General features: G+C 68.4%; 12 protein-coding genes. 2 read left to right on the top strand and 10 right to left on the bottom strand.

The window, feature by feature from the left end:
• Positions 1-162: 162 nt before the first annotated feature.
• From bcsA to AB4061_RS07930, 5 genes are all read right to left on the bottom strand, one after another.
• Complete coding sequence (bcsA, locus tag AB4061_RS07910) at positions 163-2,430, bottom strand: UDP-forming cellulose synthase catalytic subunit (RefSeq protein ID WP_441632500.1); 2,268 nt, start codon at positions 2,428-2,430, stop codon at positions 163-165.
• A complete protein-coding gene (gene bcsQ, locus AB4061_RS07915) occupies positions 2,427-3,200 on the bottom strand; it encodes a cellulose biosynthesis protein BcsQ (protein ID WP_441632502.1) in 774 nt (257 codons plus the stop codon). The genes bcsA and bcsQ overlap by 4 nt, the downstream gene beginning before the upstream one ends.
• Positions 3,197-3,898 (bottom strand): cellulose biosynthesis protein BcsP, encoded by a 702-nt coding sequence (gene bcsP / locus AB4061_RS07920; RefSeq protein ID WP_441632504.1) that lies wholly within the window; start codon positions 3,896-3,898, stop codon positions 3,197-3,199. Before bcsP ends, bcsQ begins: the two co-directional genes overlap by 4 nt.
• A gap of 63 nt (positions 3,899-3,961) precedes the next feature.
• Positions 3,962-4,417, bottom strand: a complete 456-nt coding sequence (gene bcsD, locus AB4061_RS07925; protein WP_441632506.1) for a cellulose biosynthesis protein BcsD — start codon at positions 4,415-4,417, stop codon at positions 3,962-3,964.
• 470 nt (positions 4,418-4,887) lie between these two features.
• Positions 4,888-5,766 (bottom strand): LysR family transcriptional regulator, encoded by an 879-nt coding sequence (locus AB4061_RS07930; RefSeq protein WP_441632508.1) that lies wholly within the window; start codon positions 5,764-5,766, stop codon positions 4,888-4,890.
• 150 nt (positions 5,767-5,916) lie between these two features.
• Between AB4061_RS07930 and AB4061_RS07935 the strand changes: the two genes are divergently transcribed.
• Positions 5,917-7,323, top strand: coding sequence for a class II fumarate hydratase (locus AB4061_RS07935; protein WP_441632510.1), 1,407 nt, complete (start codon positions 5,917-5,919; stop codon positions 7,321-7,323).
• A gap of 277 nt (positions 7,324-7,600) precedes the next feature.
• Here the strand turns inward: AB4061_RS07935 and AB4061_RS07940 are convergent, their stop codons facing one another.
• Positions 7,601-7,990 (bottom strand): DUF5329 domain-containing protein, encoded by a 390-nt coding sequence (locus AB4061_RS07940; RefSeq protein WP_441632512.1) that lies wholly within the window; start codon positions 7,988-7,990, stop codon positions 7,601-7,603.
• A gap of 365 nt (positions 7,991-8,355) precedes the next feature.
• Here AB4061_RS07940 and AB4061_RS07945 point away from each other — a divergent pair, with 365 nt between their 5' ends.
• Positions 8,356-9,291 carry a 2-hydroxyacid dehydrogenase gene (locus tag AB4061_RS07945; RefSeq protein ID WP_441632514.1) on the top strand — a complete coding sequence of 312 codons (936 nt, stop codon included), beginning with the start codon at positions 8,356-8,358 and terminating at the stop codon, positions 9,289-9,291.
• A 20-nt stretch (positions 9,292-9,311) separates the two neighbouring features.
• Here AB4061_RS07945 and AB4061_RS07950 read toward each other — a convergent pair whose 3' ends face one another.
• The 4 genes from AB4061_RS07950 to pgl are packed head-to-tail and all read right to left on the bottom strand — an operon-like array spanning position 9,312 to position 13,113.
• Complete coding sequence (locus AB4061_RS07950) at positions 9,312-10,685, bottom strand: ATP-binding protein (protein WP_441632515.1); 1,374 nt, start codon at positions 10,683-10,685, stop codon at positions 9,312-9,314.
• Positions 10,685-11,383 carry a response regulator transcription factor gene (locus AB4061_RS07955; RefSeq protein ID WP_441632517.1) on the bottom strand — a complete coding sequence of 233 codons (699 nt, stop codon included), beginning with the start codon at positions 11,381-11,383 and terminating at the stop codon, positions 10,685-10,687. The genes AB4061_RS07950 and AB4061_RS07955 overlap by 1 nt, the downstream gene beginning before the upstream one ends.
• Before the next feature lie 13 nt (positions 11,384-11,396).
• A complete protein-coding gene (gene glk / locus AB4061_RS07960; RefSeq protein WP_441632519.1) occupies positions 11,397-12,428 on the bottom strand; it encodes a glucokinase in 1,032 nt (343 codons plus the stop codon).
• 4 nt (positions 12,429-12,432) lie between these two features.
• A complete protein-coding gene (gene pgl / locus AB4061_RS07965; protein WP_441632521.1) occupies positions 12,433-13,113 on the bottom strand; it encodes a 6-phosphogluconolactonase in 681 nt (226 codons plus the stop codon).
• Positions 13,114-13,137 lie beyond the last annotated feature (24 nt).

Consider the following 13,137-nt stretch of genomic DNA (forward strand, 5'->3'; position numbering starts at 1 on the left):
GCAGGCGCGCGGTGCGGTGCGCGGTTGAGCGCGCAGGCGAGCGATCGGTCAGGCGTGGTGTCTTGGTCAAACGCATTCTCTGTCTTTTTGCCAGTGGTCCGGTGCGTGTTCAAGCCGCGACACGAACCGTTGCGGGACGCGGCGCTGGGCCGACGAGGCCGATCAACGGGTGGAAGCGCCAGGTTCTGGACGGCGCAACAATTGGCGCATCTCGCGCCCAAGGTGGAACATCACGTTATGGAAGCCAAGCAGGCCAATGCGCAGGATCTGGCCGGCGGCCAGCCCCGGGGCATCCGGCCGCTTGCGGCCCCACGAATCGATCCACGCGTCGGCTCGCGCAAAGGTGCACTGCACGAAAGCCATCTCCTCGCGCGGGCTCATTTCCGCCAGTTCCAGGCCGGTGTGCGTGTCGCCCTGGAACACCACCTTGGCGGGGAACATGTGCTCGTCGTTCTGCAGGTAGAGCGAGATCTGCACCTGCTCGCCCACGGCTGCCTTCATGCCCGGCGGCAGCCGCATGCCAATGCCACCCTCGGCGAAGTCGATGGTCTCGCACACCAGCGTGCGGCCATCGGGAAAGTGCAGCGTGGCGGGCAGCTTCATCGCCACGCGGTGCGCCACGCGGATCTGGCGCGTCTCGCTGGCGACCGCAATCGAGGCGCCGAGGATGATCAGGTTGTAGAACGTCCAGATCAGGTTGAGCACCACCGTGGTGGCCTCGAACTGGTTCCACAGGAACAGCCGCAGGAAGCCCACCACCACGCCCAGCAAGTTGAACAGCAGCAGCACCAGGTAAGGCCGCGAGATCACCCAGTCGAAGTAGGCTTCCTCGATCACGCCGCCCTTGGGCGTCACGTTGAACTTGCCGGCCGCGGGGTTAACGAACGCCACCAGCACGGGCCGCATGATGTACCACGCCAGCACGGATTCGTAGACTTCGTTCCAGAACGAATGGCGGAACTTGCCCTGGATGCGCGAATTGGTCATGTTCGCGTGCAACAGGTGCGGCAGCGCGAAGGTGGCGATGGTCAGCGCCGAGGCCTGGATCACGTGGGCGCCGAACAGCAGGTAGGCCAGCGGCGCCGTCAGGAACACCAGCCGCGGCAAGCCGTAGAAGAAGTGCAGCATGGCATTGAGGTAGCACAGCCGCTGCGGGATCGACAGGCCTGGCCCGAACAGCGGGTTGTCCACCCGGCAGATCTGCGCCATGCCCCGGGCCCAGCGAATGCGCTGCCCGACGTGGCCGGAGAGGCTTTCCGTGGCCAGCCCCGCGGCCTGGGGGATCGCCAGGTAGGCGGTGCCGTAGCCCTTGCGGTGCAGCTTGAGCGCGGTGTGCGCGTCCTCGGTCACGGTTTCCACCGCGATGCCGCCCACTTCCAGCAGCGGCGCGCGCCGGATCACGGCGCACGAGCCGCAGAAGAAGGTAGCGTCCCACAGGTCGTTGCCGTCCTGCACCAGGCCATAGAACAACTCGCCCTCGTTGGGGACTTCCTGGAAGGTGCGCAGGTTCTTCTCGAACGGATCGGGCGAGAAGAAATAGTGCGGCGTCTGCAGCATGGCCAGCTTGGGGTCCTTGAGGAACCAGCCCATGCTGATCTGCAGGAAGGAGCGCGTGGGAATGTGGTCGCAATCGAAGATCGCCACGTACTCGCCGTGCGTGCCCTTGAGCGCTTCGTTGATGTTGCCGGCCTTGGCGTGGCGATTGTGGTTACGCGTCACGTGGGTGACGCCGACCTTCTCGCAGAACTCGCGGAATTCCTCGCGCCGGCCGTCGTCCAGCACATAGACGTTGATCTTGTCGCGCGGCCAGTCCAGCGCCATCGCCGCGAATACCGTCGGCTTGACCACCGACAGCGGCTCGTTGTAGGTCGGGATGAAGATATCCACGGTCGGCCAGCTGGCAGTATCCGCGGGCATGGCCACCGGACGGCGCTTGAGCGGCCACGCGGTCTGGAAGTAGCCCAGCATCAGCACCACGAACGCGTAGATCTCTGCCAGCACCAGGCCGATGCCAAAGGCGGCGTCGAACCAGCCGCCCAGGCCCACCGTTTCCGTCAGGCGCCAGTACATATAACGGCTGGAAGCCGCGATCGACAGGATCACCATCATCAGCGTGGCGAGGTGGCCCTTGACCCGGTTCAGCCAGACCGCCAGCCCGAAGCACACCGCGGCAAACCCGACCTGCTGCCAGAAATCCAGCGGCACCGTGATGACCAGCGCAAACATGAGCAGCCCGGCCAGCAACGCCAGCCCCCGCGCCACAGCGCTATCCCAAAAGGGAAGCTCGACGACGGTGTTGCCGAAACGCTGCAACGCGGCCGACAGCGCGTTGGGCTTGTCGTCGCCCTCGCTTTTGACCTTGTCCTTGACCTTGCCCTTGGCCCGCGCGCCCTTGGGCGCCGCGGCGGCTTTTGCCTTGGCTGGCTTCACGCGGCTTCTCCGTGAGCGGCCAGCGCCTGGCGCACCCATGCAGCGCAGCGCTGCAGGTCGTGCGTGGCCTGGCTGTGAGGGTTGTACTCGAGCACGCTGCGGTCGTAGGCCAGCGCCTCTGCCACCGCCTGGTCCTGGTGGATCACGCCCAGCACGCGCTCGCCCAGCTGGGCGCGCAGCACCTGCACCACATCCTTGCCGAGCTGACGGCTCACGTCGACCTGGTTAATCACCAGCATATGGCCCAGGTAATCGGGCCGGCCCTCGCAATAGGTGCGGATCAGGTCTTCCATCAGGGGCATGGTGGCGTAGGACGCGGCGTCCGGCAGCGACACCATCAGGCACAGCTGCGCGCATGACAGTGCCTGGCGCATGTATGGCGACGGGCCCGGCGGCGTATCGATCACCACGACATCGTCGCGGCCCAGGCCAAGTCCGGCAAGCTGGGTGCGCAGCCATCCCGGATGGGTGGAGAGGTGCGCTTCAAACGCAGAGCGGTCCACCTCGTTGAGCGAGCCGAACGGCATGACCAGCACACGGGAGCGGCCCTTGTACATGCTCTGCTGCCACGCTTCTCCGGCCAGCGTGGCGCGCGCATGCCCGGCAACGTCCTGCGGCGGCATGCCGAAATGCAGGCGCAGTGCATTTTGCGGATCCAGGTCCACGGCGAGTACGTTCTCGCCGGCAACCGCCAGCGCTTCGGCCAGGTTGGCCGACAGCGTGGTCTTGCCCACGCCGCCTTTGGCCGAGACAACAGCAATGATCTTCACGAGCGATTCAGCCGATCAAGAAAGGAGCGGCGCGCGGGTGCGCGCTCGCTGGTAGTGGCCGGCTCCTGGCGGCCTTCGAGGCGGGCGAACACCTTGGACAATTCGGTGTCGGCGGCGCGGGCCGGCTCTGCCGGCGGCGCGGCCGCTCCCGCAGGCGCGGCCGGGGACCAAATGCGGGCCGGCTCGGGCTCGGGGGCAACGACCGGGTTCGCTACGGCTGCCACTGGGGGTAGCGCAGCGGCAACTTCCGGCGTTGAACGCGGCATCGAGGCCGACGCCGCCGGCGCCATGCCTTCCGGCGTGCGGAAAAGCGGCCTCATCGCCGAGGGGGGCGCGCCAGTTGCCGCCGGTGCCACCGGTGCCACCGTTACCGCCGGTGGGACAACCTGAGCGGCCGGAGCCTCGGCGGCGCGAGCCGGCTCCGCGGCAGGCGCAAGCTCGCCTGCCGGCAGGGCCGCGCGCCACAATGGCGCGGGTGGCGCGGCTTGCGCCGCTGCCGGGCCGGCAACGTCATGCGCATGCGGCGCGGCGGGCTGCACGGGCGGCACTACGGCAGCGCGGTCGACCCGCACGGACGTCAGCAGCGGCCAGCGCTCGCGCGCCTGCGTCGCCGCGTCTTCGCGCACGATCTCTTTGTAGGACTCCGCCTTGCCTCCGAAGCGCTGGAACAGCTTGGACAAATCGTCGGATTGACTCATGGGATCTCACTCACGCAAGGCTGTGCGCAGGCGCGAAAACTATCGCAAACCGCTGACGGCACTTCAACGCCCGAACCGGAATTCCACGCAGCCGGTGGCATCGATCGGTGTACTTTGGCTGACCCGCAGGCTCTCGGACGAGCCGAGCATGCGGAACCAGTGCTGGTACGCCCCCTCCAGGAATGCCGGCGACCAGGTGTCGGCCCCGTCTCCAAGCGCCGCGTTCAGCGGCGCGCAGTAATGCCGGACCACCAGAGCGCCCCCCACATCCTCGATGCTGGTCCAGCCCCAGTCCACATCCAGCCAGATCTGGGCGACGGCGCGCTCCAGCTCGGCAAGCGTCGCACAGGCGCCAGGATCGAAACGCTTGGCAAAACGCGCGCCAACGCGCCACATCACGGCGCGCAGGCCGGCCACGTCCATGGTCTCGGATAGTTCTTCGGCGAGCGCCGACAGTACATCACGCCATTGCGACGAGCAATGCCGCTCAGTGAGATATTGCAGAATTGCTTGATTCACCCCGACATCCTGTTTTTATTGCTTACAGTCAATATTCTTCTTATTGTTGGAGCGCCATTTTCTTACCAACCCCGCGATCTGGGCAAATGCTTTGCGAGCAGCAATGGCTATGTTCCATCCTTGCAACATCCACAACGGCAGCCCCCAATGCCCCGATCCGGACGATTTCCCGCGCGCGGGCAGGCGCCGCGGCCTTTCACAGGCAACCCAAGCCTGACAGTTTCCAGGTCACGGGGGAACCCACCCCCTTCTGAAGCGGGGAACGCTTCACATTGCCAGCCAAATGTCTCTACATTAGCCCGCAAGGTGCTGTTGCCGGTCAGTGAAGACCGCTAGTGCCATTCTGGCGGGATAAATTGCAGGCCAGTACACGTATTTTCTCCCTGCGAGGATATAGCGCGGCTGATGGCTAGAAACGATAGGACAGGGCCCGCGGCAGCAAAGCGGGCGGCTGCGGAGGCGGCCGCGGACTAGTCCGACATGACCTGTGCGCCGGGGCGGGCCGCAGCGACGAATGCATCGATCAGGCGCGCCCCGCGCCGTTCGCGCAAAAAATAAAGATACTCACTCATTTCCTCGCTACCGTCTTCAAAATCCAGCATTTTCAGGTGCGGATGGCTCGGCACCTCGTGGCGGGCGATAACGGATACACCGAGGCCGCGAATGACCGCCTCGCGGATCGATTCCCGGCTGCCGATCTCCATCGGCGTGGCAGGCACCACCCCCGCCCGGGCCAGCATCCGCTCGGTGACAATGCGCGTGGTCGACCCGGCCTCGCGCATCAGCAGCCGGCAACTGGCCAGCGCGGCGACCGGCACCCGTGCCTGCGCCGCCAGCGCATGGCTGCGATGCACCACCAGCACGAGCGGGTCCTCGCCCAGCAGCATGCGCTCCAGGCGGGGGTCGTCCACCTTCTGCGAGGACGAAGCCACGTCCACGCGATATTCCTGCAGGGCATCGAGCACCTCCTGCGAGTTGCCGGTCTCGACCGCCACATCGATGGCCGGATAGCGCGCGCTGAAGCGGCCGATGATGTCGAGCACGTAGTACGGCGCGGTGGCGCCGATGCGCAGGCTGCCCGTGCGCAGGTCGCCCGAGTGGCGCAGGAAGAAATCGATTTCCGTTTCCTGCTGTACCAGCGCTTCGACCTTGGGCAGCAACGCCAGCCCGGCATCCGACAGGGCCAGCCGCCGCCCGCCGCGATGGAACAGCTCGACGCCGTAGGCCTCCTCCAGCGCGCGGATCTGGGCGGTGATGGTCGGCTGCGAGAGGCCGAGCCGCTTGGCGGCCTGGGTCACGCTGCCGATGCGGGCGACCATGAAGAAGGACTTGAGCTGGGCAATGAGCATGCTGGAGACGCGTGGTGATAGCGCAGGTGATTCGGGCGCTGGGCCTCGGTGGCCGCGCCCGGCGCCACGGATGACGCCGTTGCTGCCGGGGGCGTATTCTAAGGCCCGGGATCTGTTGCCACGCCGCCTTCGGCCGAACAGGAGAATGCCATGCCCGAGCGCAAGCAGGACGCCACCCGGATCGAGACCGACAGCCTAGGCGACGTACCGGTGCCAGCCCGGCACCTGTGGGGCGCGCAGACCGAGCGCTCGCGCCAGAACTTCCGCATCGGCAGCGAGACGATGCCGCCCGCGCTGATCGAAGCGTTCGCCATCCTCAAGCTCTGCGCAGCGCGTGCCAACCGAGAGCTGCGCGTGCTCAAGCCGGAACTGGCCCACGCCATCGAGGCGGCGGCGCAGGAGATCATCGCCGGCAAGTGGCCCGGGGAGTTCCCGCTCTCGGTCTGGCAGACCGGCTCCGGCACGCAGACCAATATGAACCTGAACGAGGTGATTGCCAACCGCGCGATCCAGCTGCTAGGCGGCAAGCCGGGCGCGAAGCAGCCGGTGCATCCCAACGATCACGTCAATGCCAGCCAGTCTTCCAACGACAGCTTTCCCACGGCGATGCATATCGCCGCCACCCGGACAATCCAGCTGCAACTGTTGCCCGCGCTGGAGCGCTTGCAGCAGGCGCTCGGGCGCAAGGTGGACGCGTTCAGCGATATCGTCAAGGTGGGCCGCACGCACTTGCAGGATGCCGTGCCGCTGACGCTCGGCCAGGAGTTCTCCGGCTACGAAGCCCAGGTGGGCGATGCCCAGTCGCGCCTGCGCCAGGCCATGCTGCGCGCCATGCCGGTACCCCAAGGCGGCACCGCGGTGGGCACCGGGCTGAATGCGCCACACGGCTTTGCCGCGGCCTTCGCGCGCGCGCTGTCGGACTACACGGGCCTGCCGTTCGAGCCCGCGCCGAACCGCTATGCGCTGCAAGCCTCGCACGATGCGCTGGCCGACCTGTCGGGCGCGCTCAACACCACGGCATCGTCCTTCCTGAAAATAGCGCGCGATTTCATGTTGCTCGGCTCCGGCCCGCGCGCGGGCCTTGCCGAGCTGATCCTGCCGGGCAACGAACCCGGCTCGTCGATCATGCCGGGCAAGGTCAATCCCACCCAGGCCGAGGCGCTGGCCATGGTGTGCTGCCGGGTGATCGGCAACCACACCACCGTCACGCTGGCCAATGGCCTCGGCACGCTCGAGCTCAACGCGTACAAGCCCGTGATCATCTACAGCCTGCTGCAATCGGTCACGCTGCTTGCCGATGCCGCCGCGGGCTTTGCCGAACGCATGGTGGAAGGGGTCCAGGCGGATCGCGAGCGCATCGCCGAGATGCTCGGGCGTTCATTGATGCCCGTGACGGCGCTCAACCCGCACATCGGCTACGACCGCGCCGCCGAAATCGCCAAGCTGGCGCTCACGCGAGGCCTGGCGCTGCGCGAGGCGGCGCTCGCCTCGGGACATGTCACGGCGGCCCAGTTCGATGCATGGATCGACCTGAAGGGAATGGCCAAGGAAATATGAGGCCGCCGATTGCGGCCAACGCTTAGCGCTGGCCCATCTCGCACACCGCGCAGACGATTTGCGGCCTTGGCAGAAAACGCCGGGGCCCGCATTCGGCGATCAGCATGCGTGCCGCCCGAGTGCCACCCGGGCTGAAGCAGGGTTCGGCGAAAGCCGGTTGGCTATCAGGGGCCGTCTGACAGGGTGCACGGGCCGGCCTTTGTTGCCGAAAAGCAAAAGCGTACCCGTTTCTGCGTGCCTTCAAACCCATCTGCAACGGCCAGGAAGGGGCTCGCGCCTACTTGCCCGCAGCCTTCTGCCGGTAGCGCGCCAGTTCGGCGCCTAGCCATGGTGCGCTCTCCATCGGCTGGGCCTGGCCGCACTTGACCAGGTAAGGCTTGCCGCTGACGCTGCTCTTGCTCGCGCCCAGTTCGATAAAGCTCTCGCTGGTGCTGATGGCGCCCTTGTCGGCCAGGTAGTTGTATTTCTTCTTGAGGTGGGCGGCCGCATCCGGCGCCGGATACCAGCTGCCGTTGCGGTTGAACTGGCAATTCGAGCCTGCCAGGTAGGCAAAGAGATGGGTGACCTCGGCCTGCGTGGCGGCAGGCGGCGGCGCGGCGGCAGCGGGGGCCATGGGAACCGCCAGCGCAGTGGCTAGCAGCAGGGCGGACAAGAAAGCAGGCTTCATTTTCACGGAGTCGATAAGTCGCATCCGCTGCATTAGAGCGGCATTCCCGCTCCACTTCAAGGCTTGGCGAGCAGCCAGGGCGCCCGCCGCGTGGGCGGAACCAACTGCCCGCGCGGCAAAGCGTACCCGTTTCTGCGTAGCAATCCGGAGCGTCAGCCGATCGCGCCGCCGCCATCGAGCAGCACCGCCGAACCCGTGGCAAGGCCCGTCCCGGCCAGGTAAAGGATGGCTTGCGCCACGCGCGGGAGCACGCCAGCAAGCCCGGCGCACCGCCGCTACAATGCTGCGGTGCAGCTTAGGCCTCGTCCCGGGGCCGCTCACCCTCCTCCCAGCCGTCGCCAACAGCCCCGAACTTCCTGCCCATCATGAAGCCGCTCCTGCTCGTCCTCAGCCACAACAGCGCCCAGCATCTGTCCTGGATTGCCGAACAATACGAGGTGCTTTATGCGCCCGACAGCGCGGCCCGTGCCGCGCAGGTCCGGGAGGCCGGCGCCCGCGTGCGCGCGGTGCTGACGATCGGCACGGTCGGCCTCACCGCCGCGGAGATCGACGCCATGCCCGCGCTGGAACTGGTGTGCGCGCTGGGCGCGGGGTACGAGAACATTGCCGTGGCCCACGCCCGCGCGCGCGGCATCGTCGTGGCCAACGGCGCCGGCACCAACGACAGCTGCGTGGCGGACCACGCCATGGCGCTGCTGCTAGCCACCGTGCGCGCCATCCCGATGCTGGACCAGGCCACGCGCGCCGGCAAGTGGCGCACCGCGCTGCCGCTGCAGCCCAATGTGTCGGGCAAGCGCATGGGGATTCTCGGCCTGGGCACCATCGGCCGGCGCATTGCGCAGCGCGGCCTGGGCTTCGACCTGGAGGTGGGGTATCACAACCGGGCCCCGCGCGACGACGCGCCGTATCGCTATTTCGACAGCCTTGGTGCGCTGGCCGAATGGGCCGACTACCTGATCATCGCCACGCCCGGCGGCGCGGGCACCCGCCACCTGGTCGACGCCAAGGTGCTGGCCCAGCTGGGCCCGGGCGGCTTCGTGGTCAATATCGCGCGCGGCAGCGTGCTCGACACCGCGGCGCTGGCGGATGCCCTGCGCGCCGGCAAGCTCGGCGGCGCCGGACTTGACGTGTACGAGACCGAGCCTGAGCCGCCCGCCGAGCTGTTCGACTGCCCCAATGTGGTCCTGACCCCGCACGTGGCAGGCAGGTCGCCGGAAGCCATCGACGCTTCGGTGCGGCAGTTCCAGGAGAACAGCCGGCTGCATTTCGCCGGCGAGCCTGTACTCACGCCGGTAGGCTGAGCAAAGGCCCCGCCGCGCGCTCACGCGACGGGAAACGCCACCCGCACGCGCAGCCCGGGCGCGGCGTCTTCCAGCGAGACCCGCGCGCCGTGCGATTGCGCGATCTCCGCCACGATGGCCAGGCCCAGCCCGCTGCCCCCCGTGGGCGCTTCCGGCACCCGGTAGAAGCGGTCGAACACGCGCGCGCGCTCGGCGGCGGGAATTCCCGGGCCATCGTCCTGCACGATCAGCTCCGCGCTCTGCGTACCCGTTTCTCTTCCGCCCATCATGGTCCGCTCACGGCCAACCAGCACATCGACCCTGCCGCCGGCCGGCACATAGCGCAGCGCATTGTCGACCAGGTTGGTCAGCAGGATGCGCAGCGCATCGACGTCGCCGCGCACCATGACCGGGCCGGCGGCAGCGTCGAGCCCGAGGTCGATGTGGCGGTCGAGCGCGGCCTGGGTCATCTCCGCCACCACGCTTTGCGCCAGCGCGCACAGCTCCACCGGCTCATGCGGGGGCGCTGCCGCGCCGGGCTCCTGGCGCGCCAGCGTGAGCAACTGGGCCACCATGTGCGTGAGCCGCTCCAGCCCCTGGCGCAGCTTGCCCACGGCCTCCTGCCGCTCCTCGGCCGTATCGGCGCGCTCCACCAGCTGGGCCTGCAACTGCAGCGCGGCCAGCGGCGTGCGCAGCGCGTGCGCGGCGTCGGCCACGAAGGCGCGCTGGGTATCGATGGCGTGGGACAGCCGCGCCAGCAGCTGGTTGAGCGCCTCGGTCAACGGCGCGATCTCGTCCGGCATGCGGCTGACCGCCAGCGGGGCCAAGGCGTTGGCGTCACGCTGGCGCACCCCCGCGGCGATCTCGCGCAGGGGCCGCAGGCCGCGTCCCACGGCCACCCACACCAGCCAGCCAATCAGCGGCAGCAGCAGCAGCAGGGGCGCCACGGTGCGCAGCGCCATGCGCGCGGCTACCTCGCTGCGCGCCGACATGGGCTGGGCAATCTGCACCACGCCGAGCCCGAGCTGCACGCTGTAGATCCGCCATTCGCCCTGCTCGGTCTTGACATTGGAAAAGCCCAGCTCGGCGCGCGGCGGCAACGCCGGATGCGCGTGCGACAGATACAGGCTGCGGCCGGAGCCATCCCAGATATGGATCACGACGTCTTCATCGGCATGGAACAGGCTGTCGCTAGGCGAGCCCGGCGCGCCGGGCGACTGCTGCGCAACGAACGGCGGCATTACCGGATCGGCAAACTGGCTGGGCAGCGCGGCGGCCACCTGCTTCATCTGGTAGTCGAACAGTGCGTTGGCCTCCTGCCGGGCCTGCCCGTAGATCAGCGCAGTGGCAACGGCAATGCCGGCCAGCAGGCCCAGGGCAAGCCACCACAGCAGGGTTCTCTGGATGGAGCGCATCAGCCCGCGCTCCCGGCTTCGAGCTTGGGCACCACATAGCCCACGCCGCGGATATTGCGGATCAGCCCCGCGCCGAATTTCTTGCGCAGCGCGTGGATGTAGACCTCCACCGTGTTGCTGCCGACTTCATCGCCCCAGCCGTACAGGCGCTCCTCCAGCTGCGCCACCGACCACACCTTGCCGGGCCGCGCCAGCAGCGCCGAGAGCAGGCCGAACTCGCGCGCCGACAGGCGCACCGCCTCGCCGTCAAGGGTGGCCTCGCGGGTCACGGGATTGATCACGATGCCGCCATAGCGCAGCAGCGGCTCCGCCCGGCCTTCGGCGCGGCGCACCAGCGCGTGCATGCGCGCGGCCAGTTCCTGCAGGTCGAAGGGCTTGACGAGATAGTCGTCGGCGCCGCTGTTCAGCCCCGCCACGCGATCGGCCACGGCGTCGCGCGCGGTCAGGATCAGCACCGGCGTATTCACGCCGCGCGCGCGCAGCGCGGCAAGCACCTCCAGCCCGGAGCGGCGCGGCAGGCCCAGGTCGAGCAGGATCAGCGCATAGCAGGCCTCGCCATCGGGGCCGCCCGACTGGGTGGCCGCGGCCAGGCCGGCCTCGCCGTCCTGCACCCAGTCCACCGCGAAGCCTTCCTGGCGCAATGCCACCTTCACGCTATCGCCGATCATGGCGTCGTCTTCCACCAGCAACACTCGCATGGGCAGGTCCGGATCAGGCAGGGTTAGGTTGGTTGGCCGGGTTGGCTCGGCCGGCGCCATCGCCATCGGCGCCGTGCGTAATCGCTTCCTCCAGCGCCTGCGCCAGTCCGGGCAGCGCCGGGTACTGCGCGTTGATCACGTAAACCGGCAGGCTTTCCAGGTACGCGCTCAGCCGCCCCTTGGCGGTAAAGCGTGCGTTGAACGCGGAGTTGCGCAGCGCGGGCACGAAGCGCGGCACGATGCCGCCGCCCAGGTAAACGCCGCCACGCGCACCCAGTACCAGCGCAATATCGGCCGCCACGGAACCCAGCAAGCCGCAAAACACGGCAAGCGCGCGCTCGCAGAGCGGGTCGTGCCGGTGGATCGCGCCTTCGGTCACCTCTGCCGGCTCGAGCTGGCGCGCCAGGGGCGTACCCGTTTCTGCGTGCAACGCGGCATGCGTCAGCGACAGCCCCATGCCCGACAAAAGACGCTCGGCCGAGACACGGCCGAAGGCCTGGCGGGCCGCGCGCCACGCGGTCCATTCGTCTTCGGTCTCCGGCATCAGCTCGATATGGCCGCCCTCACCGGCCAGCGCCACGGCCGGCCCGGAGCGCGCGGGCACCAGCCCGGACACGCCCAGCCCGGTGCCGGGCCCGACCAACGCGAGCGGCGCGCCGGCCACCGCCATGCCCTGGCGCAGCGGAGTGAGATCCTGCGCGCCAAGGTGTGGCAAACCCAGCGCCAGCGCGGTGAAATCGTTGATGGCCAGCAGCAGGTCCAGGCCCAGCGAGCGCTGCATCTGCGAGATGGAGAACGCCCAGGCGTGATTGGTCAGCTTGACGCGATCGCCGGTCACCGGGTTGGCGAGGCCAACGGCTGCGTAGCGCGGCCTGGCACTGCCGGCCGGCAAGCCGCCGAGATAATGCTGCATGGCAGCCTCGAGCGAGGGGAAATCGGCCACTTTGAGCGCGGTCACCGGGCCGATGCGCTGCGGCGCGGCCTCCAGCGCAAAGCGCACATTGGTGCCGCCGACATCGCCCAGCAGGCGTGGAAAGTTCTGCATGGCATCAAGCCGAGAAGACATCGGTGCCGTGCCGGTGCCGGCTCAGCACCAGGCTGATGGGCAGCGCGGGGATGGGTCCCTTGCTGGCGCGTGCGAACACGGCTGCCTTGACGGGTCCCGCGAACGACAGGAAAACGCGCTCGGCGGCCAGCAGCGCCGCCAGGTTCAGCGTGATGCGCGCGTGCGGCGCCTCGCGCGGATGCGTCACCATATAGCCCGGCCGCGGCTCGGCAAGCGCCTGCTGCAACTCGGGCGCCTCGGGAAACAGCGAGGCGGTGTGGCCATCCTCGCCCATGCCCAGCACGATCACGTCGGGCTGGCGCCAGGCCGCGTTCAGCCGGGCCACCGCGCTGGCCGGGTCGGCCGCTTCGGCGGCATCGGCCACCAGCGGCACGAAGGCCGCCTTGCCAGCCGCCTCGCGCAGCAGGTGGCGGCGCACCAGCGCGCCGTTACTGTCGTCATGGTCCGGCGGCACCACGCGCTCGTCGACCAGCGTGATGGTGACCGCGTCCCAGCGGATGGTGCGATGGCGCAGGCGCTCGAACATCGCCACCGGCGAGCGGCCGCCGGACACCGCCAGCACCGCCCACCCGTTCACGCCGATGGCGATCTCCAGCGCGTGGGCCACCGAGATCGCCATCGCTTCGGCCAGGTCCGCCTCGGAGGTATGTTCGTAGCGTCGCATGGGCAATGTCTCCTGTTCGAATGA

The organism is Cupriavidus sp. YAF13 (assembly GCF_052113425.1).
GTDB lineage: Bacteria > Pseudomonadota > Gammaproteobacteria > Burkholderiales > Burkholderiaceae > Cupriavidus.

Coding starts and splice junctions, on each gene's coding strand:
- bcsP (WP_441632504.1), bottom strand. CDS start 3,898: ATGAGTCAATCCGACGATTTGTCCAAGCTGTTCCAGCGCTTCGGAGGC.
- AB4061_RS07930 (WP_441632508.1), bottom strand. CDS start 5,766: ATGCTCATTGCCCAGCTCAAGTCCTTCTTCATGGTCGCCCGCATCGGC.
- AB4061_RS07935 (WP_441632510.1), top strand. CDS start 5,917: ATGCCCGAGCGCAAGCAGGACGCCACCCGGATCGAGACCGACAGCCTA.
- AB4061_RS07940 (WP_441632512.1), bottom strand. CDS start 7,990: ATGAAGCCTGCTTTCTTGTCCGCCCTGCTGCTAGCCACTGCGCTGGCG.
- AB4061_RS07945 (WP_441632514.1), top strand. CDS start 8,356: ATGAAGCCGCTCCTGCTCGTCCTCAGCCACAACAGCGCCCAGCATCTG.
- AB4061_RS07950 (WP_441632515.1), bottom strand. CDS start 10,685: ATGCGCTCCATCCAGAGAACCCTGCTGTGGTGGCTTGCCCTGGGCCTG.
- AB4061_RS07955 (WP_441632517.1), bottom strand. CDS start 11,383: ATGCGAGTGTTGCTGGTGGAAGACGACGCCATGATCGGCGATAGCGTG.
- glk (WP_441632519.1), bottom strand. CDS start 12,428: ATGCAGAACTTTCCACGCCTGCTGGGCGATGTCGGCGGCACCAATGTG.
- pgl (WP_441632521.1), bottom strand. CDS start 13,113: ATGCGACGCTACGAACATACCTCCGAGGCGGACCTGGCCGAAGCGATG.